General features: G+C 71.8%; 23 protein-coding genes and 1 tRNA gene. 13 read left to right on the forward strand and 11 right to left on the reverse strand.

Annotated elements, in window-relative coordinates; genetic code table 11:
* Positions 1–688: 688 nt before the first annotated feature.
* From rplU to R3E98_10595, 3 genes are all read left to right on the forward strand, one after another.
* Positions 689–1000, forward strand: a complete 312-nt coding sequence (rplU, locus tag R3E98_10585; protein MEZ4423850.1) for a 50S ribosomal protein L21 — start codon at positions 689–691, stop codon at positions 998–1000.
* 21 nt (positions 1001–1021) lie between these two features.
* Positions 1022–1279: a 50S ribosomal protein L27 gene (gene rpmA, locus R3E98_10590; protein MEZ4423851.1), complete on the forward strand. Its 258-nt coding sequence runs from the start codon at positions 1022–1024 to the stop codon at positions 1277–1279.
* A 74-nt stretch (positions 1280–1353) separates the two neighbouring features.
* Positions 1354–2334: a lytic transglycosylase domain-containing protein gene (locus tag R3E98_10595; GenBank protein MEZ4423852.1), complete on the forward strand. Its 981-nt coding sequence runs from the start codon at positions 1354–1356 to the stop codon at positions 2332–2334.
* 61 nt (positions 2335–2395) lie between these two features.
* On the opposite strand, the gene R3E98_10600 is transcribed toward R3E98_10595, so the two are convergent.
* Genes R3E98_10600 through R3E98_10620 form a run of 5 tightly spaced genes read right to left on the reverse strand, consistent with a single transcriptional unit; the run spans position 2396 to position 6896 of the window.
* Entirely contained in the window at positions 2396–3853 is a 1458-nt protein-coding gene (locus R3E98_10600; GenBank protein MEZ4423853.1) for a sodium:solute symporter family protein, read from the reverse strand.
* A 1-nt stretch (position 3854) separates the two neighbouring features.
* Entirely contained in the window at positions 3855–4058 is a 204-nt protein-coding gene (locus R3E98_10605; protein MEZ4423854.1) for a hypothetical protein, read from the reverse strand.
* Positions 4055–4837, reverse strand: a complete 783-nt coding sequence (locus R3E98_10610; protein ID MEZ4423855.1) for an enoyl-CoA hydratase-related protein — start codon at positions 4835–4837, stop codon at positions 4055–4057. Before R3E98_10610 ends, R3E98_10605 begins: the two co-directional genes overlap by 4 nt.
* Positions 4834–5700: a 3-hydroxyacyl-CoA dehydrogenase family protein gene (locus tag R3E98_10615; GenBank protein MEZ4423856.1), complete on the reverse strand. Its 867-nt coding sequence runs from the start codon at positions 5698–5700 to the stop codon at positions 4834–4836. The genes R3E98_10610 and R3E98_10615 overlap by 4 nt, the downstream gene beginning before the upstream one ends.
* Positions 5697–6896, reverse strand: a complete 1200-nt coding sequence (locus tag R3E98_10620; protein ID MEZ4423857.1) for a thiolase family protein — start codon at positions 6894–6896, stop codon at positions 5697–5699. Before R3E98_10620 ends, R3E98_10615 begins: the two co-directional genes overlap by 4 nt.
* Before the next feature lie 149 nt (positions 6897–7045).
* Between R3E98_10620 and R3E98_10625 the strand changes: the two genes are divergently transcribed.
* Positions 7046–7663 (forward strand): carbonic anhydrase, encoded by a 618-nt coding sequence (locus R3E98_10625; protein ID MEZ4423858.1) that lies wholly within the window; start codon positions 7046–7048, stop codon positions 7661–7663.
* A 252-nt stretch (positions 7664–7915) separates the two neighbouring features.
* Positions 7916–8656: a carboxypeptidase-like regulatory domain-containing protein gene (locus tag R3E98_10630; protein MEZ4423859.1), complete on the forward strand. Its 741-nt coding sequence runs from the start codon at positions 7916–7918 to the stop codon at positions 8654–8656.
* A 109-nt stretch (positions 8657–8765) separates the two neighbouring features.
* Here R3E98_10630 and R3E98_10635 read toward each other — a convergent pair whose 3' ends face one another.
* From R3E98_10635 to R3E98_10645, 3 genes are read right to left on the reverse strand one after another with little or no spacing between them, the layout of a single operon-like run.
* Positions 8766–10214 (reverse strand): aldehyde dehydrogenase family protein, encoded by a 1449-nt coding sequence (locus R3E98_10635; protein ID MEZ4423860.1) that lies wholly within the window; start codon positions 10212–10214, stop codon positions 8766–8768.
* A 2-nt stretch (positions 10215–10216) separates the two neighbouring features.
* Positions 10217–11017 carry an enoyl-CoA hydratase/isomerase family protein gene (locus R3E98_10640; protein ID MEZ4423861.1) on the reverse strand — a complete coding sequence of 267 codons (801 nt, stop codon included), beginning with the start codon at positions 11015–11017 and terminating at the stop codon, positions 10217–10219.
* A 4-nt stretch (positions 11018–11021) separates the two neighbouring features.
* Entirely contained in the window at positions 11022–11681 is a 660-nt protein-coding gene (locus R3E98_10645; GenBank protein ID MEZ4423862.1) for a TetR/AcrR family transcriptional regulator, read from the reverse strand.
* 138 nt (positions 11682–11819) lie between these two features.
* Here R3E98_10645 and R3E98_10650 point away from each other — a divergent pair, with 138 nt between their 5' ends.
* The 4 genes from R3E98_10650 to R3E98_10665 are packed head-to-tail and all read left to right on the forward strand — an operon-like array spanning position 11820 to position 15648.
* Positions 11820–12548: a hypothetical protein gene (locus tag R3E98_10650; protein MEZ4423863.1), complete on the forward strand. Its 729-nt coding sequence runs from the start codon at positions 11820–11822 to the stop codon at positions 12546–12548.
* Positions 12549–12557: 9 nt separating this feature from the next.
* Entirely contained in the window at positions 12558–13886 is a 1329-nt protein-coding gene (locus tag R3E98_10655; protein ID MEZ4423864.1) for an NfeD family protein, read from the forward strand.
* A 2-nt stretch (positions 13887–13888) separates the two neighbouring features.
* A complete protein-coding gene (gene floA, locus R3E98_10660) occupies positions 13889–14890 on the forward strand; it encodes a flotillin-like protein FloA (GenBank protein MEZ4423865.1) in 1002 nt (333 codons plus the stop codon).
* Positions 14890–15648 carry a hypothetical protein gene (locus tag R3E98_10665; protein MEZ4423866.1) on the forward strand — a complete coding sequence of 253 codons (759 nt, stop codon included), beginning with the start codon at positions 14890–14892 and terminating at the stop codon, positions 15646–15648. Before floA ends, R3E98_10665 begins: the two co-directional genes overlap by 1 nt.
* Here R3E98_10665 and R3E98_10670 read toward each other — a convergent pair.
* The 3 genes from R3E98_10670 to acnA form a co-directional block, all read right to left on the reverse strand.
* Positions 15645–16667 (reverse strand): FAD:protein FMN transferase, encoded by a 1023-nt coding sequence (locus R3E98_10670; GenBank protein ID MEZ4423867.1) that lies wholly within the window; start codon positions 16665–16667, stop codon positions 15645–15647. The two genes, R3E98_10665 and R3E98_10670, sit on opposite strands and share 4 nt — an antisense overlap.
* Positions 16657–18912, reverse strand: coding sequence for a 4Fe-4S binding protein (locus tag R3E98_10675; GenBank protein MEZ4423868.1), 2256 nt, complete (start codon positions 18910–18912; stop codon positions 16657–16659). The genes R3E98_10670 and R3E98_10675 overlap by 11 nt, the downstream gene beginning before the upstream one ends.
* 184 nt (positions 18913–19096) lie before the next feature.
* A complete protein-coding gene (gene acnA, locus R3E98_10680) occupies positions 19097–21838 on the reverse strand; it encodes an aconitate hydratase AcnA (GenBank protein ID MEZ4423869.1) in 2742 nt (913 codons plus the stop codon).
* Between the two features lie 180 nt (positions 21839–22018).
* On the opposite strand from acnA, the gene R3E98_10685 reads away from it, so the two are divergent.
* From R3E98_10685 to R3E98_10700, 4 genes are all read left to right on the forward strand, one after another.
* Positions 22019–22102: transfer RNA gene (locus R3E98_10685), tRNA-Leu, on the forward strand.
* Between the two features lie 98 nt (positions 22103–22200).
* Positions 22201–23499, forward strand: coding sequence for a citrate synthase (locus R3E98_10690; GenBank protein MEZ4423870.1), 1299 nt, complete (start codon positions 22201–22203; stop codon positions 23497–23499).
* 74 nt (positions 23500–23573) lie between these two features.
* Complete coding sequence (locus tag R3E98_10695; protein MEZ4423871.1) at positions 23574–24473, forward strand: MBL fold metallo-hydrolase; 900 nt, start codon at positions 23574–23576, stop codon at positions 24471–24473.
* A gap of 133 nt (positions 24474–24606) precedes the next feature.
* Complete coding sequence (locus R3E98_10700) at positions 24607–25203, forward strand: ECF-type sigma factor (GenBank protein ID MEZ4423872.1); 597 nt, start codon at positions 24607–24609, stop codon at positions 25201–25203.
* The last annotated feature ends 56 nt before the right edge of the window (positions 25204–25259 follow it).

The raw sequence follows: 25259 nt of genomic DNA on the forward strand, positions 1-25259 counted from the left end.
CCTCGTACAGGCCCGGGGGCCTGAGCCACATCCCCCGTCGCCGGTGCCGCAGCCCGTCCGGTCACGCCCTGACGTGGGCCGTCCACGCCAGGCTTGCCCGGCCGCGGGTCCGGGTGTATCGAGCAGATAGCTCTCCGATCCATGGGCCGCGCGGACGCCCGGCCACGATGGTGGAGCCACCGGCGGGCCCCGCAGGCCCGCAGGTCCCCCGCGCCTCCGGATGGAGGCATGCCGAAGGTGGCGCGGCATGGAGCGGAGGGTGCGGCCCACGTCCTCGCCCGGGACGGGCCACGGAGCCGACCCCGTGGCCGGAGCCGCAGAAAACGGCCGGCGTTCCGCCCGATGGAGGAGGCGATGCCACCGGGCAGTCCAGGAGGCCCGGGGTGGACCCAGCGTCCGCCCCGGGCCTTCGTCGGTCCGGCGGGAGGGAGGGTCCGTCCGTTCCCGCCCGTCCGGCGGGGGGGATCGTCCCTCCGTTCCCGCCTGGTCGGGCCGCCGCCTCCGTCGCCGGTCCGCCGAGGGCCGGGCGACGGGCAGCCCGCGACTCCGTCGCCGCTCGACCGGGCCGCCGCCGGTCCCACCGGGGCTCCTCCGGCCCGTCCTGACGGCGTTTCCCGCCCGACCCTTGAAGCCCCGCAGCCCGGATTTTACCTTACCAGGCTCAGATCTGACCTACAAAGAGGACACCATGTACGCCGTCTTCCGCACCGGGGGCAAGCAGTTCAGGGCGGAGCCGGGGGCTACCCTCCGGGTTCCCACGCTCGACGCCGAGCCCGGCGACAGCGTCACGTTCGACGACGTCCTGGTCGCGTCCAACGGCGACTCGGTCTCCGTCGGCACGCCGGTCGTCTCCGGTGCATCCGTCAAGGCGGAGGTCATCGGCCACGGCCGCGACAAGAAGATCATCGTCTTCAAGCGCAAGCGCCGGAAAGGCTACCGCAAGAAGCAGGGTCACCGGCAGGGCTTCACCGAGATCCGCGTGGACTCGGTCGCTCTCTGATCGCCGCTCGAGGAGAGGACCATGGCTCATAAGAAGGGAGTCGGCTCGAGCCGCAACGGCCGCGACTCCAATCCCCAGTATCTCGGCGTCAAGACGTACGGCGGCGAGGCCATCCGGGCCGGCGGGATCATCGTCCGTCAGCGCGGTACGCCCATCCGTCCCGGCCGCAATGTCGGCCGCGGCGGCGACGACACGCTGTTCGCCCTCGTCGATGGTGAGGTGAAGTTCGAGCGCCGCCACGGGCGGAAGATCGTGTCCGTCTACCCGGCCGCATCGTAAGCTTCGATCACTGCTGAAGATCCGCCCCCCGCACCCGCGGGGGCGGATCTTTCCGCATCCAGGAGCCGTACCTCATGGACATGAGTACGGAGTCCAATCCCCCTCGCTCCCCCCGGGGCGAGGTGCGTCCATCCCGCGGAGCGACCCTGTTGGTCTGGGGCGCCCTGCTCCTCGGAGTGACCGCCTTCGGACGTCCCACGCTGCTTCCCCGTAGCGAGGCGCCGAAGGTCGAACGTCCCGAGCTCGTCGCCTTCGAGCCCTGGGATCAGCTTCCTCCCGAGCTCGAAGCCCAGGTCACGGAGTGGACGGATCGTCTCCTGGCCACGGACCCGATCACGCTCAACCGCTTCCTGTCACGCCAGGGCGCGTACGCCGGCATGATCCGCGCGCGTCTGCGCGAGCGCGGCATGCCCGAAGACCTGCTGTATCTGGCGATGGTGGAATCGGGGCTTCGTCCGCGTGTGATGTCGCCGGATTCCGCGCTCGGGATCTGGCAGCTGCGCGAAGCCACGGCTCGTGAGTTCGGCCTGCGCGTCGACGAGTGGGTGGACGAGCGTCGCGATCCGGTGCGCGCCACCAACGCCGCGCTCGACTACCTGCAGCACCTGCACGATCGCTTCGGCTCCTGGCCGCTGGCCGCCGCCGCGTACAACGCGGGGCCCACGCGCGTGGCGCGTCTGCTGCGACGTCATGGGCCCGAGGCCGACGCGCGCATCTATTGGGAGGTGGTGCAGCACCTGCCGCGTGAGACGCGGGAGTACGTGCCGCGCATCCTGGCGGCGCGGACGCTGGCGCAGCGGGCGCCGGAGCTGGGGCTGCAGGTGGACTACCATGCCCCCTACGCGTTCGACCGCGTGCTGGTCCCGGCCGGCACCTCGCTCTGGCGTGTGTCGCAGCGCATCGGTGTGGAGTATCCGGTGCTGCGCGACCTGAACCCGCACTTCCTGAAGGGCGTCACCCCGCCCGGTAGCGCCTATCCCGTGCGGGTGCCCGCCGGTCGTGGATCCGAGGTCGTGGCTACGCTCACCTCCGCCCGCCGCCCGGGCACGACCTGATCCCTCTCCGACCCGATCGGGTTGGCGGGGTGGGCGGTCGGGGCGTCCCGGCCCGGATCACCTACCGGACGAAGTGGTCGACGTGCGCGTCGTCCTGCCGAGGTGTCGCCAGGCTCACACCGATGAGCACCGGGATGTGGACGAACAGGCCGAGCAGGCCCTCGTGCAGATCCCAGGGCCGGTTGCCGTTGAAGTAGAAGAACAACGCCGTGGCCGATCCCGACAGCAACCCCGCCAACACGCCCGGCGTGGTGGCGCGGCGCCAGTAGAGCGCCGCGACGACCGGCGGGGCGAACTGACAGATGATGCCGTACGCGGTGAGCAGCAACACCACCAGCGACTGGTTGCCCGAGATCGCGAAGGCATAGGCCACCAGCGCCACCAGCACCACGCCCACCTTGATCCAGAGCTGACGGGTCTCTTCGCCCAGCCGGGGCGCGAACGGATGGACGCCGTCCTCGACCGCGACGGACGCGGCCGCGTGCAGCAGCGCGTCCCCCGTGGACATGGAGGCCGACAGCGCACCCGCGCAGAAGAGTCCCACGACCAGCGGGGACAGGTTGGACTCCAGGATCAGATAGGGCAGGATGAAGTCCGCGCGCGGCGGTGAGCCCGGATAGAGCACCCCCGCGAAGCCGATCAGGAAGACCGGGATCAGGAAGAGCTGGAAGGTGGGGAAGAGCACGGCCGTGCGGCGGATGGTACGATCGTCCTTGGCCGTGAACGCCTTCATGAAGAGGTGGGGCCACATCATGAGGCCGACGGCGCTGACGAGGATCGCGCTGGAGAACCCGCCCCAGCTCCACGGCGCCCCGCTGGCCGTCAGCCCGGGGAGCGCGAGCAGGTCGGGACGGGCGGTCTCGATCTGCGCGAACATCTCGGCCACCCCGCCATACATGTGGATCGGCAGGTAGAGCCCCAACGTCCAGGCGATCGACAGCATGAAGATGCCCTGGAACGTGTTGGTCCACCCCACCGCCGCCACGCCGCCCAGCAGCACGTACAGCACCACCACGCCGTAGGACAGCGCCGCACCCAACCAGATGGGGACGTGCCCTTCGGTGACGGCCTGGATGACGATGGCCGCACCGGACATCTGGAGCGTCACGTACGGGATGAAGGCCAGCACGGCCAGCACGGCCAGCGTGGCCGAGAGCCCGCGTGAGGGGAAGCGGCCGGCGAGCAACTGTGCCTGGGTGACGAAGCCCCGCCGGCGCCCGACGTCCGCGACCCGGGGACCCAACCAGTACCACCAGCCCATCCCCAGGACGCCGTAGGCCAGGATGTAGTAGGCCGCCGCACCCTGCGAATAGGCCCATCCCGGCCCGCCCAGGAACGCGAACGCGGAGAAGACGCTGGCGCCGGTCACGAAGTACATGACCAACAGACCGAACGAGCGGTCTCCCGCCACGTAGCCCTGCACGCTGTGGCTGGCCCGACGGCCGGCCTTCAGCCCGATCCCGAGCGTCACGCCCAGGTAGATGACCAGGATGGTCGTGACGACGACCCAGCGCTCCACGCTAGCCGTCCCGCTCGCGCCGTTGCTGGTCCGCGTCCAGCCAGAGCAGGACCACGAACGCGCCCACGATCCAGGCGGCGTACCACGCGAAGTTGAACGGGATGCCGAACACGTGGGGGCGCACGCGATTGGCGATCAGCGCACCCGGCCAGGTGGTGGCCAGCGCCATCAGCACCAGGTAGACGATCGTGACCTTGACCCTCACGATCCCTTGAACTCCGGCCGGCGCTTCTCGATGAAGGCGCGTACCCCTTCGCGACCGTCGTCGCTCGCGAACGCGGTGAGGAAGAGCTCCTTCTCCAGAGCCAGGCCTTCGGTCAACGGCATCTGGGACGCGGCGCCCACCGCGCGCTTGGCCAGGGCCAGCGCGACCGGGCTCCAGCGCGCCATGCGCCCGGCCAGCTCGCGGGCCCGCTCCAGGTGCTGGCCTTCGTCGACGAGGATCTCCACCAGTCCGATGCGGTGCGCTTCCTCCGCGTCGATCGGGTCGCCCGTGAGCGCGATGCGCATCGCCTGGCCCGGGCCCACGAGGCGCGCCAGGCGCTGCGTGCCGCCCGCGCCCGGGATCAGGCCCAGCCGGATCTCGGCCTGGGCGAACGAGGCGGTGCGGTCCGCCACGCGCACGTCGCAGGCGAGCGCCAGCTCGGAGCCCCCGCCCAGGCAGTAGCCGTGCACGGCGGCGATGATGGGCTTGGGGAACTCCGCGACCGCGTCGTACACGCGGCGCAGCTCGTACATGCGGCGTTGCTCCACCGGCTCCCGCGCCGCGAACTCGGCGACATCGGCTCCGGCCACGAAGGCCTTGTCGCCCGCGCCGTGGAGGATGGCCACCTTCACGCGGTCGTCGTCCGCCAACGTGTCCACTGCGGCCATGATGCGCTGGCGCACGTCCTCGTTCAGCGCGTTGAGCTTGTCGGGTCGGTTGATCCGGATCCAGGCGAGCGGCGGCTCGACCGTGACCACGACGCTCGGTTCGTCGCTCATCGCGCTCCGTCCTTCCAGTCGTAGAAGCCCTGGCCGGACTTCTTGCCCAGCCGCCCTTCCTCCACCATGCGGCGCAGCAGCGCCGGGGGGCGGAAGTGCTCCGCACCGAGCGCACCGTGCAGGTACTCCGCGATGCCCAGACGCACGTCGAGCCCGACCAGGTCGGTGAGCTTCAGCGGGCCCATGGGGTGGCGGTAGCCGAGCTCCATGGCCTTGTCGATGTCGGCGGCGCTGGCCACGCCTTCCTCCACCATGCGCATCGCCTCCAGGCCCAGGATCACACCCAGGCGCGAGGAGGCGAAGCCGGGCGAATCCTTGACCACGATGGGCTCCTTGCCGAGCGCGCGCGCGAACGCCACCCCGGCCTCCGTGGTCGCGGGCGTGGTGCGGGGGCCGTGCACGACCTCCACCAGCGCCATGATGTGCACGGGATTGAAGAAGTGCAGCCCGAGGAAGCGACCCGGATCGGGAACGCCGTCGGCCAGCTCCGCGATCGACAGGGAGGACGTGTTGGTGGCCAGCAGCACGCCGGCCGGTGCCGCGGCGACCGCCTCCGCGAAGAGCGCCCGCTTGAGGTCCGCACGCTCGGGGATGGCCTCGATGACGAGGTCGGCGTCCGCGACGGCGTCCGCGACGCGCTGCGAGCCCGACAGGCGGCCGAGCGTGGCGTCGCGCGCGTCCGCGGCCACCTTCCCCAGCGCGACGCCCTTGTCCAGGTTCGCGCGTACGCGCGCCAGACCCGTGTCGACCGCCTCGGCGGTCACGTCGTTCAGCACCACCGTGAAGCCGGACTGCGCGGCCACCTGGGCGATGCCGTGGCCCATCGTGCCGGCTCCGAGCACGGCCACGCGCTCGATGTTCATGCGCCCTCCACGACGGTGGCAATGCCCTGGCCCACGCCGATGCACATGCTCGCGAGGCCGCTGCCGCTGCCGCGCCGCTTCATCTCGTGCACGAGCGTCACCAGGATGCGCGCGCCGGAGCAGCCGACCGGATGCCCCAGGGCGATGGCGCCGCCGTTCACGTTCACGCGCGCCGGATCCAGCTCGAGCTCCGCCATGCAGGGCAGCGCCTGCGCGGCGAACGCCTCGTTCAGCTCCACGAGGTCCACGTCCGGTGCGGCCAGACCCGCGCGCGTCAGGGCGGTGCGACTGGCCGGGACCGGCCCCATCCCCATGCGATGCGGCTCCAGGCCGGCCGTGCCCGTGGAGACCACCCGGGCCAGCGGGGAGAGCCCCAGGGCCCGGGCCCGCTCGGCCTCCATGACCAGGAGGGCCGCTGCCCCGTCGTTCAGCCCGGACGAGTTGCCGGCCGTGACCGTCCCTCCGGTCTTGAAGACCGGACGCAGGCGGGCGAGCGCCTCGGCCGTGGTGTCCGGCCGCGGGTGCTCGTCGGTGTCCACCACCACGGGGTCCCCCTTGCGCTGGGGGATGCTCACGGGCGCGATCTCGTCCACGAAGCGGCCCGCGTCGAGCGCGGCTCCGGCCCGCCGCTGGCTCTCCAACGCGAAGGCGTCCTGCGCTTCCCGCGTGACGCCGAATTCGTCCGCCACCACCTCGGCGGTCTCGCCGAGCCCGATGGTCCACTGTGCGGGGAGCGCCGGATTGGTGAAGCGCCACCCCAGGACGGTGTCCGCCACCTCGGGCGCGCCCCGCGGCCAGCCCGTGTCCGGCTTGAGGGTCACCCACGGCGCCCGGCTCATGCTCTCCACACCGCCCGCGATGAACACCTCGCCCTCGCCGGCGCGGATCTGGTGGAAGGCCTGGTGGACCGCCTGCATGCCGGATCCGCAGAGGCGGTTGACCGTCACGCCGGGCACCGTGACCGGCAGCCCGGCCCGCAGGAGGGCCATGCGCGCCACGTTGCGGTTGTCCTCGCCCGCCTGGTTGGTGCAGCCGAAGATCACGTCGTCGAGGAGGGCGGGGTCGAGGCCGGTCCGCGCGAGAAGGGCGGTCAGCGTGACGGCCGCCAGGTCATCCGGGCGGACCGGCGCGAGCGCGCCTCCATGGCGGCCGATGGGCGTGCGAAGGGCGTCGACGATCCAGACGTCTCGGGGCATGAAGCCGTGTGCTGTGGGTGAGGGGCTTGGCCCGGGGACGGGCGAGCCCTAGGCTACCCGCGCCCGGGGGCCGGAGCAAGGTGGCGCCGTCCCCTCCTGTTCGCGGGGCGGCGCATGGGGTGTGGCCGCTCCCTCCCACGGACGAACCCGTGCGTTTCCTGCCCGACCTCTTCGCGGCCAACCGTGCCTGGTCCGCCAGCCGCACGGACGCCGATCCCGACTTCTTCACCCGTCTCTCCCGGCAGCAGGCGCCGCGCTATCTGTGGATCGGCTGCTCGGACAGCCGCGTGCCGGCCAACCAGATCGTGGGGCTGGATCCGGGCGAGGTGTTCGTGCACCGCAACGTGGCCAACCTGGTCCCGAGCGGAGACGTGAACCTGGAAGCCGCGGTCCAGTACGCCATCGAGACGCTCCAGGTGCGGGACGTCATCGTGTGCGGCCACTACGGGTGCGGCGGGGTGGAGGCGGCGCTGCGGGAACGCCCGCTGCACGGGCCGATCGATCGCTGGCTGGAGCCGCTCCGGGCCGTGCGGGCCCGACACCGGGCCGAGCTCGAGGCGCTGCCGGAGGACGGGACGCGCTGGCGACGCCTGTGCGAGCTCAACGTGCTCGCGCAGGTCGAGGCGCTGGCGGCCACGCCCTGGGTGGAGCAGGCGTGGGCCCAGGGCCGGATGCTCCACCTGCACGGGTGGATCTACGACGTGCGGGATGGCCTGCTGCACGACCTGCACGCCAGCCGGGCCGGCAGCGCGGACCCGCCGGGGTAGGGGGGGCGCCCGCGTCCGCCCGGCCACCGTGAAGGCGGGGAGACCCGGCCGCCTGCCAAGGCGCTGCCGCCGCCGCGAACGCCTCGGGGGCCACCGCGCGTACGGGCGCGGGCCCCACGGCGTGGAACCGCGGAGCCGACCCGTCGTATGAACCAGAAGCCGACCCTCGGCTCCCGGCCGTTGCGCCTACACCGCGCGAACGCCCCCGAAGCCCGCGGGTCGGCGTTGCTCCTCTCGACGACGGAGGGTCCCGTGCAGAGAAGCCTGTCCCTCGCTCTCCTGCTTCTCCTGGCCTCCGGGGTCGGCCTGACCGCACAGCAGGCCGCGGAAGGCCCCGCGCCGCTGATCGGCACCATCGTGGACGGGCAGACCGGCACGCCCCTGCTCGGCGCCTGGATCGGACCGCGGGGCGAGGACTGGGGGACCTACACCCGGGAGGACGGTCGCTTCCATCTGCCGGACGTGCGCCAGGGACCGGCGCTCTACGACGTCGAGATGCTCGGATACGCACGGCGGGTCGTGGAGATCGCGCCGGGCGCGCCGGTGCGGATCGACATGGATCCCGACCCGCTGGTGCTCGAAGGCCTCACCGTGGTGGCAGACCGCTTCAAGCGGAGACGCAACGCCTATGCGTACTCGGTGAACACGATCGAGCGGGACGAGCTGCTGTTCTCGGGTGCGGCCGACCTGCTCGACTTCATCCGCGGCCGCGCCGGCGTCTTCACCACACCCTGCCCGGCCGGGGGTGCGTTCCGCTTCGCGTCGTTCGATTGTGCCGTGGTGCGCGGCCGTCCCACCGAGATCACCGTGTGCCTGGACGAAGCCCCGCTGCTCGGCGGAGCGGATCAACTGCGCATGATCCCGCCGCAGGAGCTCCACATGGTGGAGGTCTATCGCCGGGGTGCCCACATCCGCGTGTACACGGAGCAGTTCATGGCCCGCGCAGCGCGGCGCCGGCTCACGGTGCCACCCCTGGGCTTCGGGTTCTGCTGATCGGTCCGTTCCGCAGGGAATGCGACGGGGGCCGGCACATCCGTGCCGGCCCCCGTTCTGCATCCTGCTGGGGTGTGTTCGCGGTCGTGCTGCACGCCGCGGACGGCGCTCAGCCGTCCACCGCCACCCAGACGCTCTTGGTCTGCGTGTACTTCTCCAGCGCGGACTGATAGCCCAGATCGCGACCGAAGCCGCTGGACTTGTAGCCCCCGAAGGGCGAGGCCGAGTCGTACTGGTTGTAGGTGTTGACCCACACGGTGCCCGCCTGGAGCTCACGGGCCACGCGGTGGGCTTTACCCACGTCCCGGGTCCACACGCCGGCCGCGAGGCCGTAGATGGTCTCGTTGCCGATGCGCACGGCGTCCTCGACGTCCTCGAAGCGCAGGATGGACGCCACGGGGCCGAAGATCTCCTCGCGCGCGATGGTCATCCCGGGATCGACGTCCGCGAACGCGGTCGCGGTCACGAAGTTGCCCCGGCCGTCGACCGTGGCGCGCTCTCCGCCGCACACCAGACGCGCGCCTTCCCGCTTGCCGGCCTCCACGTACCCCAGCACGCGCTCGAGCTGCCGCTCGCTGACGATCGCGCCCACCCGGGTCTTGGAGTCCATCGGATCGCCGATGGTCATCGAGGCGGCGCGGGCGGCGAAGGCCTCGACGAAGTCGTCGTAGACCGACGCTTGCACGAGGATGCGGGAGCCGGCGGCGCAGACCTCGCCCTTGCCGTAGTAGATGCCGGTGGAGGCGCCGCGCACGGCCGCTTTCAGATCCGCGTCCGCGAAGACGATGTTGGGGCTCTTCCCGCCGAGCTCGAGCGACACCTTCTTGAGCGTGTCCGCCGCCGAGCGCATCACGATCCGCCCCACTTCGGTGGAGCCGGTGAAGGCGATGGCGTCCACGTCCGGGTGCGCGACCAGCGCCGCTCCGGCCGTCTCGCCGTCTCCGGCCAAAACGTTCAGCACGCCGGGAGGGAAGCCCGCCTCGTGGGCCAGCTCGCCCAGGCGCAGCGCCGTGAGCGGCGTCTCCTCGGCCGGCTTCAGCACCACGGTGTTCCCGCAGGCCAGGGCCGGGGCCACCTTCCACGCCGCGAGCGACAGCGGGAAGTTCCACGGCACGATGATGCCCACCACGCCGACGGGCTCGCGTAGCGTGTAGTTGAGGAACGGCCCCGCCACAGGGATGGTGGCCCCCTGCACCTTGTCCGCGAGTCCCGCGAAGTAGCGGAAGTTCTCGACGATGCTGGGCAGGTCCACCTTCAACGACTCGAACAGCGGCTTTCCGTTGTCGGCCGTCTCCAGGCGCGCCAGCTCCTGCGCGTTTGCCTCGATGAGGTCCGACAGACGCCACAGCAGACGGCTGCGCTCGTGAGGATTCAGCGCCGCCCAGGGTCCGAGCGCCGACCGCGCGGACTGCACCGCGCGGTCGACGTCGGCGGCACCCGCGAACTGGATCTCGGCGATGACCTCGTGCGTGGCCGGATTCACGTCCGCGACGGCGGAACCGTCGGTGGCGTCCGACCATTCCCCGCCGATCCAGAGCTGCGTGCGCACACCCTCCATGTTCAGCGGCCCTGGAACTGCGGCGTGCGCTTCTGGACGTAGGCGTTGAGGCCTTCGCGCGCGTCCTCGCTCTGGAAGAGCTGCTGCTGCAGCTCGCGCTCGAGGGCCAGGGCCAGCTCGAAGGGCACCTCGGCGCCGGTCTGGACGGAGCGCTTGATGTTGCCCACCGCCTTCGAGGCCTTGTTGGGCGGCGTGAACTGCTTCGCGTACTCCATGATCTTCTCCATGAAGTCCGCGTGGCTCTCCGTCTCCCAGACCTGGTTGACGAGGCCCAGCTGCTCGGCCTTCTCGAAGTCGAAGGTCTCGCCCGTGGCCATGAGCTCGATGGCGCGCGACTTCCCGACGATGCGCACGAGCCGCTGGGTGCCACCCGTGCCGGGCAGCACGCCCAGCGTCACCTCGGGCAGGCCGCACTTGCCGGCGCCCTTGCGCGCGATGCGGAGGTCCGCCGCCATGGCGATCTCCAGTCCGCCGCCCACGGTGTGCCCGTTCAGCGCGGCGATGGTGAGCTTGGGCGTGTGCTCGAGGCGGTTGAGCGTCTCGTTCGCGTGCAGGCAGAAGCAGTACTTGAAGCCCGACGTGACCTCGGACAGCATCTGGATGTTGGCGCCGGCGCTGAAGAACTTCTCGCCCTTGCCGGTGATCACGATCACCTGGACCGAGTCGTCGAAGCGCGCACGCACGATGGCCTCGTCCAGCTGGCGCATCATCTCGTGCGTGTAGGTGTTGGCCGGCGGGTCGTCCAGCGTCAGCAGGGCGACCCCGTCCTTGGCTTCGTAATGGACCAGCGTCTTGTCGCTCATTCCCTCAGTCCTGTTGGTGCCGAGCGTCGGCGTGGAAGAAAGCTGCGCTTGATACCCCACCGCGTTCCGGCGTCGGGACCTCGTCGGGGCCCAGGAAGCCCTGGAGGAACAGCGTGAGCAGCTGCTCCGCCAGCGTGGCGCCGTCGGGATCGCGGTCGGGGCGATACCAGGTGTAGATCCAGTTGAGCTGGCCGAACAACGCGAAGGTCGCGAGACGGATCGCCTCGGGCCCCCGCTCGGGCGCCAGGGCCTGCAGGCACTCGCCCACGAGCGCCACGTAGCGGCGCTTGAGCGCGCGGACCGGAGCGCTCGATGCCGCCGGCAGCGCGTCCGCTTCGTGGGAGAGCACCTTCATCTGCGCCATGTTGTCGACGAAGAAGCGGACGTGGTTGGAGACCACCCGCGCCAGCCGGTCCCGCGGGGGCAGCGGCGCCTCCAGGTCCTCCTCCAGTCGGGCCAGCAACGTCTCGAAGGCGTGCGTCTGGATGAGGAGGAGCAGCTCCTCCTTGCTCCGGAAGTAGTAGTAGAGCCCGGAGAGGCTGACGCCCGTGGCGGCGGAGACGTCGCGCATGGAGGCCTGGTGGAACCCTTTCCCGGCGAACACCTCCGCCGAGCGGTGGAGGATGTGGGCCAGCTTGTCGTCGTAGCGGGTGCGGGCGTCCACGCGGCTCCGGCAGGGTTTCGGACGATCGTCCGAACGAACGTGGCCGATCCCGGGGCGGCGGTCAAGCGAAATGCCCGACGCGGGCGGCGGGGGGCGCCGGGGAGGCCCCGGGGCCGGCGGCGCGCTATCTTGCCACGCATGTCGATCCACGGGAGACCCCGTGCGGCCCGGTGCCGTTGGATCCTGCTGCCGCTCCTGGCGGCGGCCCTCCTGGCGTCGGGGTGCGCCGACGCGACCGCCCCGGGCCTGGATGGGGAGGGTCTGGCGGCATTCCCGCTCCCGATCCCGACCCTTCCCACGGTGGCGGCCGAGCTGGGCGAGGCGCCCGACCTGGCCCGGGCCCGAGCCCTCTGGGCGGACTCCTGGGGGGCCGGCGCGGCCGACCCCGAGGGGCTCCGGGCCGAGGCGCGGCGGATCGTGGCGGATCGGGCGGCCGCCGGGCGCGACGCGCTCCAGCTGACGGCGGACCGCGCCCAGCTCCGCTCCGCCACCGCGGAGCTTCGCGGGCTCCTGGGGGACGCGTCGGCGCTCGAGGACCACCTGTCGGCGGTCGACGCCCGTGTGGGGGCGTCCGAGCAGGTGGAGGGGGTCCAGGCCCTGGAGCGCGTCCTGGAGGCCTCGGACCGGCTCCTGAGCGTGCCGCTCCCCGCGCTGACGGAGGGGCTCCTGACGTGCCCGGCCGCGGCCCCGAGAAGAAACGCCGGCCCTGGTGCGTATCCGGAGATATGGCAGACGCGGGCCCTGCATCTCCAGACCGGAGCGCGGCAGGCGCTCGCCGAGGGTGACCTCCAGGTGGCGGTCCGCAGGGCCTGGTACGGGTGCCGGCTGCTCAGCCGTCCGCCCGGGCCGGGCTCCGGGCCCCGGTAGAAGACTTCCATGACACGCTCCACGGCGTTCCCGCTTCTCCTCCTGATGGCGGGCGCAGTCGCCGCACCCGCTCTCCAGGCCCAGGCCGTCGTCCGCGTTCCCGTGACCGGTACGGTCGAGCTGGGGCTGGCGCCGTTCATCGAACGCGCCGTCCACGAGGCCGAGGCCGCCGGCGCCCGGGCCGTCGTGCTGGACATCGACACCCCGGGCGGCCGCGTGGACGCGGCCGAGCGCATCGCCGATGCCGTGCGCGACACCGAGGTGCCCGTCTACGCGTTCGTCAATCGCCGTGCCTTCTCGGCCGGCGCCCTGATCGCGCTGGCGACCGACCGCGTCTACATGCTGCCGGGCTCCGTCATCGGGGCGGCGACGCCCGTCGGTGGCACGGGCGAGAAGGCTCCCGAGAAGATCGTCTCGGCCATGCGTAGCGAGATGCGCGCGCTGGCGGAGGAGCACGGGCTGGACCCGCGCGTGGCCGAGGCCATGGTGGACGAGGAGATCGAGATCGAGGGCGTGATCGAGCGCGGCAAGCTGCTCACGCTCACGACGGCCGAGGCGGAGGCCCTGGGCTACGCGGAGCAGGTGGAGAGCTGGGACGCCCTGGTCGTCGCGGTCGGGGGCTCGGCCACGACCCCGGTCCAGGACGTCCAGACCAATTGGGCGGAGAAGCTGGTGCGCGTGCTGACGCACCCCGCCGTCGCTCCCTTCCTGCTGTCCATCGGGTTCCTGGGCCTCCTGGTCGAGATCAAGACGCCCGGTCTGGGGCTCGGGGGGGCGGCGGGTTTCCTGGCGCTTTCGCTGTTCTTCGGCTCGCACCTCATCCTGGGGCTGGCCGGCTGGGAGGACATGCTGGTGTTCGGGCTGGGCGTGGTGCTGCTCGCCGTCGAAGCGTTCGTCCTGCCCGGCTTCGGGATCTTCGGGGTGCTGGGCATCGGTGGGGTGGCCGCCGGGCTCTACATGAGCATGCTGGGCTCCTTCCCCACCACGGCGGACCTCGCGCAGGCCACCGGCGTGCTGGGCGCCTCGGTCATCATGATGGTCGTGACGGGGTGGGCGCTCCTGCGCCGTATCCCGACGAGCGGTCGCCTGGCCCGGCGCGGCATCCTGCTCGAGACGGAGACCGACCGCTCGCTCGGCTACATCTCGGCGGCCGTGCGCGCCGACCTGATCGGACGCGAGGGCGTGGCCGACACCGATCTGCGCCCCACCGGCGCCGGTCTGTTCGGGGACGAGCGCATCGACGTGGTTTCGGAGACGGGATGGATCCCCCGGGGCGGACGCATCCGCGTCGTCCAGTCCCAGGGCTACAGACACGTGGTACGCGGGATCACGGAGTAACGATGGGCGACGAGCTGTTCTTCGCATCGACGATCCTCGCCGCCGTGGCGGCGGTCGTCCTGGTGGCGATCCTGTTCTGGGCCATCCCGGTGAAGCTGTGGCTGGAGGCCATCTTCTCCGGCGTGCGCGTCGGGATCGGCCAGTTGGTGGGGATGCGGCTCCGGCGGGTGAACCCCGCCGCGGTGGTGCGCCCGCTCATCTCGGCCACCAAGGCCGGGCTGCCGCTCAACTCGCACGAGCTCGAGGCGCATTACCTCGCGGGGGGCGACGTCGAGCGCGTGGTGCGGGCGCTGATCAGCGCCGACAAGGCCAACATCGACCTGTCCTTCCAGCAGGCCGCGGCCATCGACCTCGCGGGCCGTGACGTCTTCGAGGCCGTGCAGGTGTCCGTGAACCCCAAGGTGATTACCACGCCGCGCGTGGCCGCCATGGCCAAGGACGGCATCCAGCTCATCGCCATCGCGCGCGTCACGGTGCGCGCCAACATCAACCGCCTCGTCGGCGGTGCAGGGGAGGAGACCATCGTCGCCCGCGTGGGCGAGGGCATCGTGTCGAACATCGGCTCTGCCGAGTCCCACAAGGCCGTGCTCGAGAACCCGGACAACATCTCCAAGACCGTGCTGGCCAAGGGCCTCGATTCCGGCACGGCGTTCGAGATCCTCTCCATCGACATCGCCGACGTGGACGTGGGCAAGAACATCGGCGCCGAGCTGCAGACGGATCAGGCCGAGGCGGACAAGCGCATCGCGCAGGCCAAGGCCGAGGAGCGTCACGCCATGGCGCTGGCGCAGGAGCAGGAGATGCGCGCCAAGGTGCAGGAGATGCGTGCGGAGCTGGTGGCCGCCGAGTCCAAGGTGCCGCTGGCGATCGCCGAGGCCTTCCGGAGCGGCAACCTCGGCGTCATGGACTACGTGCGCTACCGGAACGTCCAGGCCGACACCGAGATGCGCGCGGCCATCGCGGGTGGGGACTCCAACGACGGGCCGGCGTCGCCGGTCGGTTGATGCCCGCCGAGGATCTGATCCCACTCGTCTTCTTCGCGATCGCCTGGATCATGGCGGTCGTGGGGAACCAGAAGAAGCGGCGCCAGCGACGTCAGGGCGGCGCGCGTCCCGGCGCGGAGGAGCCCGAGGCGCGGCCGCGGCCGCAGGCGCGCACCCGGGTGGAGCCAAGGCCGCCGGTGCGTCCGGGCGAGCGCGAGGACGGGCCCCCCGCGCCCCGTCGCGCCCGCGACCTCATCCCCAAGGACCTGTGGGAGGAGATCGAGGCGCTGGCGCAGGGAAGGGCGCGACCCGCGCCCGAGACGCCGCCCGAGACGGTGCGCCTGCCTCCACCGCCGCCGGTGGCCGTGCCGGAGTCCGCCCGCCCGCGAAAACTCCCGGTCCCCAAGTCCCCGCGGCCGCGCTCGCTGCCCGTGCCCACGTCGCCGTCGGGCGGGCGCAGCATCGACGCGCTACCGGAGGCGATCTCCCTGGAGCCGCTGGATCCGCGACCGCTCCCGACGCGCGGCGGCGTCGCGACCGGCCTCCCCGAGGTCGCTCGTCCCCTGCCCGAGGTCGAGAGCATCCCCACGCTCGGGCGTCGGCGCCCGCGGCGGGACGCCCCGGCGTTGCATCGCGAGCTGGGGCTCCACGATCCGGACGCGGCCCGCAAGGCCATGATCCTGCGCGAGGTGCTGGGGCCCCCGCTCGGGCTGCGGGACACGGGCGTCGGGCCGCCGGGCGCCAACGCGGACGGTGGTGGCGAGGGCGGAGCGCGCTAGCCGCTCTCCCCCGCGCGGCGTCCGAAGCCGGCGGTCCGCCGGACCTCGCCGCCCTTGGTGACCAGCAGGCCCTCGACGCCCGGCAGGCGCGCCAGCAGGGCCAGGCCCTCCACCGGACCCAGCACGAGCACCGCGGTCGACAGCGCGTCCGCATCCTGGGCGGTGGGCGCGATGACGCTCGCGCTGCTCACCGCGGCCGGGGAGCGGCCGGTGCGCGGATCCAGGATGTGGTGGGCCGAGCGGTCGCCCGTGAACGCCTGCAGGTAGTCCCCCGAGGTGGCCACGGCGCCCTCCCCGAGCGCGATGCGGTCCACGGCAGCCCTGCCGGACCCATCGGCCACGGCCACCTGCCACGGCTCGGTCCGCAGGCGAGCGCCGCCGCCGGCCATGTCGCCTCCGGCGTCCACCAGCACGCGCTCCGCCCCGGCCTCGACGAGCCGCGCCACCGTCCGATCCACGACGTAGCCCTTGGCGATCCCGTCCAGCGTCACGGCCATGCCTGGCCGCAGGAGCGACACGCGCTCCGGTGTGACCTCGAGCGCGCGGTGATCGACGCGGGCGCAGGCGTCCGCCACCTCGTCATGCGTCGGCGCCCGGCCCGCGCCGTAGCAGCGTTGATGGAGGCGTAGCAGTGGGAGGACCGTGGGATCGAAGGCGCCGTCCGTCTCCGCCGACCAGCGGCGCGCGGACTCGAGCACGCGCACGAGCGCCTGCGGCGGGTCCACCAGGACGCCGGTCCGGTTGAGGCGGGCCAGCGCGGACGTGGGTCGGTGCCGGCTCAGCGCGTCCTCCAGCGCGTCGATGCCGGCGAACGCGCCGGTCAGGACGGTGCGGGCCTCGTCCGGGTCCGGGTGGATGAGCGTGAGTGTGACCAGGGTGCCGAGCGCGGGCCGCGTCTCGCGGACCCGGTGCAGACGGGCGCGGCGCAGCACGCTGCCGCCCATGCCCAGCGTCAGGCCGACGGCGGCGGTGATGCGGAGCGCGTCGCGTCGGGACGGAGGCCGCCGCTCAACCGACATGCGCGCCCTCCCGCGTACGCCGGAGCTGGACGAGGCGCGGACGTACCGTCTCCATGTCGTGCCGGCAGACGCCGGTGCGCTCGCGCAGCTGGATCTCGCAGACGTTGCAGCGGACGCATTCCTTGAAGTCGACGCGCTCGGCTGCAATGGCGCCGGTGGGGCAGCGCTGCTCGCAGACCTTGCAGACGGTGCACTGCTCGACACGTGGGATGCGGAAGAGCGTGAGCACGGAGCCCACGGCCAGCGCGGCACCGAGCGGACAGGCGTAACGGCAGTAGAAGCGCGGGATCACGGCCGAGGCGAGCACGAACGCGGCGGCGATCGCGATCAGCGTCAGGGACGTGGTGCCGAAGAACACCGTGCCGAACGGCTCGAAGTACGGATAGAGGCTGCGGTGGCTGCCGCTCAGCGCCGATCCCACGATGAGCGCCAGCACGCCGTACTTGATCCAGAGCGCGCGTCGGTGCAGCGCCGGAGAAAGGGAGCGGCGGAAGCGCTGGGGCACGATCCGGTCCAGCAGGTCCTGCAGCGCCCCGAAGGGGCAGAGATAGCCGCAGAAGACGCGGCCCCAGAGCACGGTCGTCGCCAGAGTGAAGCCCACGAGCAGCAGCAGCGGGAGGTCGTTCAGGAAGACGCCGGGTCCCACCCAGATGGCGCTGGTCACGTGCGAGACCGACAGGAACCCTCCGTCGATCACTCCCAGCCAGATCAGGGTGAACGTCAGCGCCGCGCCGCGCAGAACGCGCCGCTTCGTGAGGAGCGCCGCGCTGGCCAGCATGAGCGCCAGGAGCATACCCGCCACGCGGCGCGCGGGCGTGCGGGCGAGCGCGCGCTCGAGGAGCGTCTCGTCCTCCCGGGCGACGAGCACCCGCTCGGGCGCGTCCTGCGGCGCCTCGATGCCGGGGGTCGGGGCGGCCGGGGCGGTAGGCGCGTCCCCGACCGTGGGCGCGGGCTCCCCGCTCGGCGGCCGTGCGGACGGGGAGTCGGACGTCGCGTCTCTTCCGGCGAGGGCGGGCGGCGCACCCCGGGCGACGCCGGCTGGAGCGGAGTCGGGCTCGGCTCGCGGTGCGCTCGTCGCACGGCCCGTCGTTGACGGGGGCGCGGCCGCGCTCACGGGGTCGCCCGATCCGGGCTCCGCGGGCGCGCCGGTCGCGACCCTCGGAGGCGTTCCGGCCGGTTCTGTCGACGCCGGCGTGCGGTCCGCCCCCTCCGAGGCTGAACCCAGACGCGCCGCCTGCGTGCGCACATCCGCGGTGAAGACGCGACCGGTCGGCTCCGGTCGGTACGCGAGGGTGAACGCCCGGTCGGCGTCGACCGCAGGCGGAAGCAGCATCATCCCGGTCGTGATCAGCTCGTCCGCCATGAGGCCGCCGCTGGCCAGCCCGAACGGACGGACGTCCGACTCGGGCACGGGGATCGTGTCCCCGTCCTGGACCACGGCCCACCCGGTGCGTGCGAACAACCGGACCTGCGTGCCGTCCAGCCCGTAGAGGAGGGCGCGACTGCCGGGTGCGGCGTCCAGGCCCCGACGGACCATCGCCATGGCACGCGGGCCGACCAGGATCTCGCCGAAGGCGTCGTTCTCCAGGAAGGCGATGTCCACTTCCGCCGTCGCGTTCCCCGCGCCCGTGAGCGCCATGCGTTCCACCAGGCCCCGGCGGCGCAGCTCCAGCCACGAGAGGGTCTCGAAGTCGTCCGTGGCTTCGTCGTCCGCCGCGGTCCCGGTGGCCAGGTACGCCTCCGCGACGCGCCGGGCGGCGTCGCGCACGCCCCGCGCCAGGGCCTGGGCGCTGATGGTGGCGCGCGAGACACCGTCCACGTCCTCGCCCACCAGGAATGCGTCTCCGATGGGCTTCCCGGCGAACTGCTCCTGGAGGCCCGGCTCGCGCAGGAAGTCCCCCATGCTGCTGCGGATGGATTCCCAGTAGTCCGTGATGCGCACGCCGGTGATGCGGCCGTCAAGGTCCATCCCCACAACGGTCTCGATGGGACCGCTGTAGCCCATCCGCTCGGGCGGCACGTCCGGCGTGTGGAAGACGTAGCCCACGACGTGCTCGAGCCCGTCCGGGCCCGTGGCCCAGCCGCGGTAGACCGGCGGATCGCCGGAGGCCTCTTCGTCGAAGCGCTCGGCCGTGGGGAGGACGGCGGCCTTCAAGCGGGGAGGGACGTACCCCTGCGCGCTCAGGAGGGAGGGACCGGCGAGCGCGAGCGCGAGCCCCAGGGCTCCGAGCCAGCGACGCGACACCCGACCTCCGTGGACCGTCCGGGCGCGGGCGGACGCCGGACGCGTCCGCGGGCCGCGCGCCCGGTCAGGCGGCAGGATAGGGGAGGGGGGGTCGGAGCGGCAATCGGGGTCCGTGCCGGACACACGACCGCCCGCGGCCCGCTCGGGACCGCGGGCGGTGTGCCCCAGTCAGGATCGGACGGGCCTACATGGCGCCGCTGGCCATCTTGCGCAGCACGGTCTGCAGGATCCCGCCGTTCTGGTAGTACTCGACGTCCACGTCGGAGTCGAGACGGACCCGGGCGTCGAACGTCTTCACCGATCCGTCCTCCGCGCGCGCCTCGACCTGCACCGTGCCCTTCGGGCGCAGACCGGACGCGATGCCGCGGATCGCGAAGGTCTCACGACCGGTCAGGCCGAGCGACTCCGGGTTCTGGCCGCCGACGAACTCCAGCGGCAGCACGCCCATCCCCACGAGATTGCTGCGGTGGATGCGCTCGAAGGACTCGGCGATCACCGCCCGCACGCCCAGCAGGAACGTCCCCTTGGCCGCCCAGTCGCGCGAGCTCCCGGTGCCGTACTCCTTGCCGGCCAAGACCACCAACGGCGTGCCCGCCTCCACGTAGCGCATCGCCGCGTCGTAGATGGACAGTTCCTCGCCGGTTGGGAAGTGGATCGTGTATCCGCCTTCCTTGCCGCCCAGCAGCAGGTTCTTGATGCGCACGTTCGCGAACGTGCCGCGCATCATGACCTCGTGGTTGCCGCGGCGCGCGCCGTAGGTGTTGAAGTCCACCGGCTGCACGCCCTTGGCCTGCAGGTAGCGACCGGCCGGCCCATCCTTGGCGATGGAGCCCGCGGGCGAGATGTGGTCCGTCGTCACCGACGTGCCCAGCAGCGCCAGCACGCGCGCGCCGTCGATATCGGAGAGGTCGGGCACGTCCAGCGACATGCCCTCGAAGAAGGGCGGGTTCTGGATGTACGTCGAATCCTGGTCCCACTCGTAGAGGTTGGCGTCTCCTTCCGGCAGGGGCAGCGCGCGCCAGTGCTCGTCTCCCTGGAAGACCTCGCCGTAGCGGTCGCGGTACATCTCGGGCTTGAGCGCGGCCGCGATCGTCTCGCGGATCTCCATGGGAGACGGCCACAGGTCCGCCAGGAAGACGGGGGCGCCGTCCCGGTCGTGGCCGAGCGGCTCGTTGTAGAGGTCCAGATCCGCCCGTCCGGCCAGCGCGTACGCCACGACCAGCATGGGCGACGCCAGGTAGTTGGCGCGGACGTGCGGGTGGATGCGCGCCTCGAAGTTGCGGTTGCCGGACAGGACGGCCGAGACGACCAGCCGGTTCTCCTTGACCGCGTTCTCGATGGCCTCGGGCAGCGGGCCCGAGTTGCCGATGCAGGTCGTGCAGCCGTAGCCGACCACCTGGAACTTGAGCTGCTCCAGATAGGGCAGGAGGCCCGCGGCGGTGAGGTAGTCGGTCACCACCTGGGAGCCGGGCGCCAGGCTGGTCTTCACCCAGGGCTTGACCTGTAGACCGCGCTCCACGGCGCGCTTGGCCACGAGACCCGCGCCCACCATCACCGAGGGATTGGACGTGTTGGTGCAACTCGTGATCGCCGCGATCACCACGCTGCCGTCACCGACCGGCATGGTCTCGCCGTCCATCGTGATCTCCACCTCGCGCCGGGTCTCGGTGGCCACGGCGGTGCCGCCACCCCCGCCCAGCGATGCGCCCTGCGGTAGCAGGGTGGGGAGGTCGCGCTGGAAGGTGGCCTTCATGTCCGACAGGCGGACGCGATCCTGGGGGCGCTTGGGCCCGGCCAGGCTGGGCTCGATGGTGCCGAGGTCGAGCTCGAGCTTCGACGTGTACTCGGGGTCGGGCGTCTCGTCGGTGCGGAACAGCCCCACCTCCTTGGAGACCCGCTCGACCCGGTCGACGAGCGCTTCGTCCCGACCCGTGGCACGCAGGTAGCGGAGCGTCTCCGCATCCACCGGGAAGAAGCCGATGGTGGCGCCGTACTCGGGCGACATGTTGCCGATGGTGGCGCGGTCGGCCAGCGGCAGGTTGGTCAGCCCCTTCCCGTAGAACTCGACGAAGCGGCCCACCACGCCGTGCTTGCGCAGCAGCTCGGTGACGCGCAGCACGAGGTCGGTGGCGGTGGCGCCTTCGGGAAGCGCGCCCGTGAGCTTCACGCCCACCACTTCGGGGAGCAGCATGTAGTAGGGCTGACCGAGCAGCACGGCCTCGGCCTCGATGCCGCCTACGCCCCACCCGACCACCCCGAGCCCGTTGATCATGGTGGTGTGCGAGTCGGTGCCGACGCAGGTGTCCGGGTAGGCCACGGACTCGCCGCGCTCCGTGCGGCGATGCACGACGGACGCCAGGTACTCCAGGTTGACCTGGTGCACGATCCCGGTGCCGGGCGGCACGACGCGGAAGTCCTCGAACGCGGTCTGGGCCCAGCGCAGGAGCTGGTAGCGCTCCCCGTTGCGCTCGTACTCCCGCTCGACGTTCAGCCGGTAGGCGTCCTCCCGACCGAAGTAGTCCACCTGGACCGAATGGTCGATGACCAGGTCGGCCGGCACGACCGGGTTGATCCGGGCGGCCTCACCCCCCATGCGGGCGAGCCCGTCGCGCATGGCCGCGAGGTCCACGACGGCCGGGACGCCGGTGAAGTCCTGCAGCACCACCCGGGTGGGCATGAACGGGAAGTCCGCCCCGGACGTGGTCGGGCTCCAGCCCGCCACGGCCCGGACATCCTCCTCCGACACGTATCCATGACCCTGATGGCGGAGCACGCACTCCAGCAGGACGCGGATGGAGAAGGGCAGCCGGTCGAACTGGACCAGGCCGTGCTTCTCCAGGGCCTGGGGCCGATAGACCGTGGTGGGGCCCTCGGCGAGGTCGATTCGGGAGCGGGCGCCGAAGGCATCCGGGGTGGGTTGGGCCACGTCGTGTCTCCTGGGCGGCGCGCCGGGCCGGACGGCGCGCGGTTCCTGCGATGGAGAGGGATCCGGCCCATGGGGCCCTCCAACCTATCGAATCGGCCGGTCCCGGTACAACGCCGGCAGGTTGAGACGGGCAGCCGCTCCGGGTTAGGTTAACAGGCTGTTTCGGGGCGTCGCTTCGAGGCCGGGGTGGCGGAATTGGCAGACGCGGCAGACTCAAAATCTGTTGTCCTCACGGGCGTGCGGGTTCGAGTCCCGCCCTCGGCACTGACCCTCGGAGCGGCACCGGCACCCGGACCCCACGGCGGGGTTCTGGGAGCCGCGAGGGATCTCTACGCGAACGTGGACCAGCGAGGGGGACGCACATGACGGACGACGCCCGGAACAGCCTGACCATCCGGGACAACCGCACGGGCCGGGAGTACGAGGTCGACATCCAGGAGGGAGACGTCATCCGCGCCCTCGATCTGCGACAGATCAAGGTCAAGGACGACGACTTCGGGATGATGACGTACGATCCCGGCTTCACCAACACCGCGTCCACCCGCAGCACCATCACCTACATCGACGGCGACCAGGGGATCCTGCGCTACCGCGGATATCCCATCGAGCAGCTCGCCGAGCAGGCCACGCACCTCGAGGTGTCCTACCTGCTCCTCAAGGGCGAGCTGCCGACCCAGGCCCAGCTCGACGAGTTCGTCCACGACGTGACGTTCCACACGTACGTGCACGAGAACATCCTGGAGCTGATGGGTGGCTTCCGGTACGACGCCCACGTGATGGGGATGATGATCTCCGCCGTGGCGGCGCTCTCCACGTTCTATCCCGATGCCAAGGACATCTTCGACCCGACCACGCGCTGGGTCCAGATCGTGCGCATCATCGCCAAGATGCCCACGTTGGCCGCGTTCACGTATCGGCACCATCGGGGGCTGCCGTACGTCTACCCGGAGAACGAGCTGTCCTACACGGCCAACTTCCTGAACATGCTGTTCCGGATCGGCGTGCGGGACTACAAGCCCAACCCGGTGCTCGAGCGCGCGCTGGACATCCTGTTCATCCTGCACGCGGACCACGAGCAGAACTGCTCCACCAGCACCATGCGCGTCATCGGCAGCGCGCACGCCGATCCGTTCTCCTCCATGGCCGGCGCCATGGCCGCCCTCTACGGTCCGCTGCACGGCGGCGCCAACGAGGCCGTGCTGCGGATGCTCACGCGCATCGGATCGGTGGACAACGTGCCCTCCTTCATCGAAGGCGTGAAGAACCGCGAGGAGCGCCTGATGGGCTTCGGGCACCGGGTCTACAAGTCGTACGACCCGCGCGCCAAGATCATCAAGCGCACGGCCGACGAGGTCTTCGCGGTCACCGGGAGGAACCCGCTCCTGGACATCGCGCTGGAGCTGGAGCGCATCGCGCTGAACGACGACTTCTTCGTCGAGCGCAACCTGTATCCCAACGTGGACTTCTACTCCGGGCTCATCTATCAGGCGATGGGCTTCCCGGTGGAGCTGTTCCCGGTGCTCTTCGCCATCCCGCGCGCCGTGGGGTGGTTGGCCCAGTGGGAGGAGCTGCTGCTGGATTCGGAGCAGCGCATCGCACGTCCGCGCCAGGTCTACCTGGGCGAGGGCGAGCGCGACTTCGTGCCCATCGAGAAGCGCTGAGCCGTTCGGCCGGCGCAGGAACCGAAGGGGGCGGCCCACCGGGTCGCCCCCTTCGCGCATCGGAGGAGCTCGACATGATCGACCCCATCGACCTGCGGGTGGACGGCATCGAGGGCGCCATCGGCGTGTGGGTCCTGGAAGGACCGGAGCCCGCCCTCATCGACCCCGGGCCCTCCACGTGCCTGGGCCGGCTGGAGGAGGGGCTGGCCGAGCGTGGTCTGACGCTGTCGGACCTGGCCCGTGTGTACCTCACGCACATCCACCTGGACCACGCCGGCGTGACAGGGCACCTGGTGCGCCGGGTGCCCGGCCTGGAGGTCGTGGTGCACGAGGAGGGAGCGCCCCACCTGGTCGATCCGGACCGCCTCGTCGCCAGCACCCGGCGCACGTTCGGTGCCTCCCACGATCGGTTGTGGGGGGAGGTGCTCCCCGTGCCGGTGGAGCGGATCCGAGCCTGGGCCCCCGGAGGGCCCTCGGTCGGAGCGCTGCGGGCCGTCCCCTCGCCCGGGCACATCGCGCATCACCTGGCCTGGCTCGACGAGGAAACGGGGACGTTGTACAGCGGGGACGCGCTGGGCATCCTCCTGGCGCCCGGTGCGCCGGTCCATCCACCCACGCCGCCCCCGAGCCTGGACGCCGCGGCCTGGCAGCGGACGCTGGGCGCGCTCGCCGCATTGGGCGCCGAGCGGGCGGCCGCGGCCCACTTCGGGGTCCACGCCGATCCGGCCGGCCGGGCTCGGGAGCTTGCCGCGGTGCTCGACGCGCTGCTGGGGCGTGTCCAGCACGCCCTGCGCACGGGAGACGCCGAGGCGGGGGCCCGCTACGAGCGCGAGGTCCGCGACCGTCTGGCGCCGTTCACCGGACGGGAGCGCGTGGAGCGCTACTTCGACGCCTTCCGGGCGGAGACGGACTGGAACGGCGTGGTGCTGCACCTCCAGCGGCTGGCCCGGGCCCGCGCGGAGGGCGCGTCATGAGTTGCCGTCGTGACCTGGGGCGCTCCCGGATTGCGCGTAGAGCGGGAGGACTTGCCTGCGGACGCGGAGCCGGAGGACTTGCCTGCGGACGCGCGCAGGGCCAAGCTCGACCGGGGTCGCCAGCCGAAGGACCGTGACAAGAGATACCGCCATCACCGAGTGGGTACGCCGCCTCGGCGCGGGGGACGGGCAGGCGCTCGAGGCCGTGATCCCCCTGCTGTACGACGAGCTGCGGGCCTTGGCCGGGCATCAGCTCCGCCAGGAGCGACCCGACCACACGCTGTCCGCCACGGGGCTCGTGCACGAGGCGTGGCTCCGTCTGTCCCGCCAGCGACGGATCGCAGCCGAGGACCGCGCCCAGTTCCTCTCCATCGCCGGGGCCACCATGCGCCGCGTCCTGGTGGATTGGGCGCGGACCAAGAAGCGCGCGAAGCGCGGCGGCGGCCAGGCCGACCTCCCGCTCTCCGCGGTCGAGGAGTTCCTGACGGTCGAGGAGGCCGAGGAGCTGCTGGCGCTCGACGACGCGCTGGCCCGTCTGGAGGTCGTGAACGAACGAGGCGCCCGCGTGGTGGAGCATCGCTTCTTCGCGGGGCTCTCCCAGGAGGAGACGGCCGAGGCCCTCGGGATCTCCCCCAAGACCGTCCAGCGCGCCTGGGTGGCCGCTCGGGCCTGGCTGCGGAAGGAGGTCCAGCAGGACCTGGCGCTGGATCCCCCGCTGACCGCTCCCTGAGGCGGCCGTCGCGATCTTGATGGCACGTGCCGCAGGCGGATGCGGGCGTGCACCAT

It is taken from the genome of Gemmatimonadota bacterium (assembly GCA_041390125.1).
Classification (GTDB): domain Bacteria; phylum Gemmatimonadota; class Gemmatimonadetes; order Longimicrobiales; family Gaopeijiaceae; genus JAGQIF01.

What these genes read in the sequence shown, in the direction of transcription:
- R3E98_10655 (MEZ4423864.1), top strand. Translation starts at nt 12,558, where the DNA reads ATGACACGCTCCACGGCGTTCCCGCTTCTCCTCCTGATGGCGGGCGCA.
- floA (MEZ4423865.1), top strand. Translation starts at nt 13,889, where the DNA reads ATGGGCGACGAGCTGTTCTTCGCATCGACGATCCTCGCCGCCGTGGCG.
- R3E98_10610 (MEZ4423855.1), bottom strand. Translation starts at nt 4,837, where the DNA reads ATGAGCGACGAACCGAGCGTCGTGGTCACGGTCGAGCCGCCGCTCGCC.
- R3E98_10640 (MEZ4423861.1), bottom strand. Translation starts at nt 11,017, where the DNA reads ATGAGCGACAAGACGCTGGTCCATTACGAAGCCAAGGACGGGGTCGCC.
- rplU (MEZ4423850.1), top strand. Translation starts at nt 689, where the DNA reads ATGTACGCCGTCTTCCGCACCGGGGGCAAGCAGTTCAGGGCGGAGCCG.
- R3E98_10595 (MEZ4423852.1), top strand. Translation starts at nt 1,354, where the DNA reads ATGGACATGAGTACGGAGTCCAATCCCCCTCGCTCCCCCCGGGGCGAG.
- R3E98_10665 (MEZ4423866.1), top strand. Translation starts at nt 14,890, where the DNA reads ATGCCCGCCGAGGATCTGATCCCACTCGTCTTCTTCGCGATCGCCTGG.
- R3E98_10615 (MEZ4423856.1), bottom strand. Translation starts at nt 5,700, where the DNA reads ATGAACATCGAGCGCGTGGCCGTGCTCGGAGCCGGCACGATGGGCCAC.
- R3E98_10670 (MEZ4423867.1), bottom strand. Translation starts at nt 16,667, where the DNA reads ATGTCGGTTGAGCGGCGGCCTCCGTCCCGACGCGACGCGCTCCGCATC.
- R3E98_10690 (MEZ4423870.1), top strand. Translation starts at nt 22,201, where the DNA reads ATGACGGACGACGCCCGGAACAGCCTGACCATCCGGGACAACCGCACG.
- R3E98_10620 (MEZ4423857.1), bottom strand. Translation starts at nt 6,896, where the DNA reads ATGCCCCGAGACGTCTGGATCGTCGACGCCCTTCGCACGCCCATCGGC.
- R3E98_10650 (MEZ4423863.1), top strand. Translation starts at nt 11,820, where the DNA reads ATGTCGATCCACGGGAGACCCCGTGCGGCCCGGTGCCGTTGGATCCTG.
- R3E98_10635 (MEZ4423860.1), bottom strand. Translation starts at nt 10,214, where the DNA reads ATGGAGGGTGTGCGCACGCAGCTCTGGATCGGCGGGGAATGGTCGGAC.
- R3E98_10695 (MEZ4423871.1), top strand. Translation starts at nt 23,574, where the DNA reads ATGATCGACCCCATCGACCTGCGGGTGGACGGCATCGAGGGCGCCATC.
- rpmA (MEZ4423851.1), top strand. Translation starts at nt 1,022, where the DNA reads ATGGCTCATAAGAAGGGAGTCGGCTCGAGCCGCAACGGCCGCGACTCC.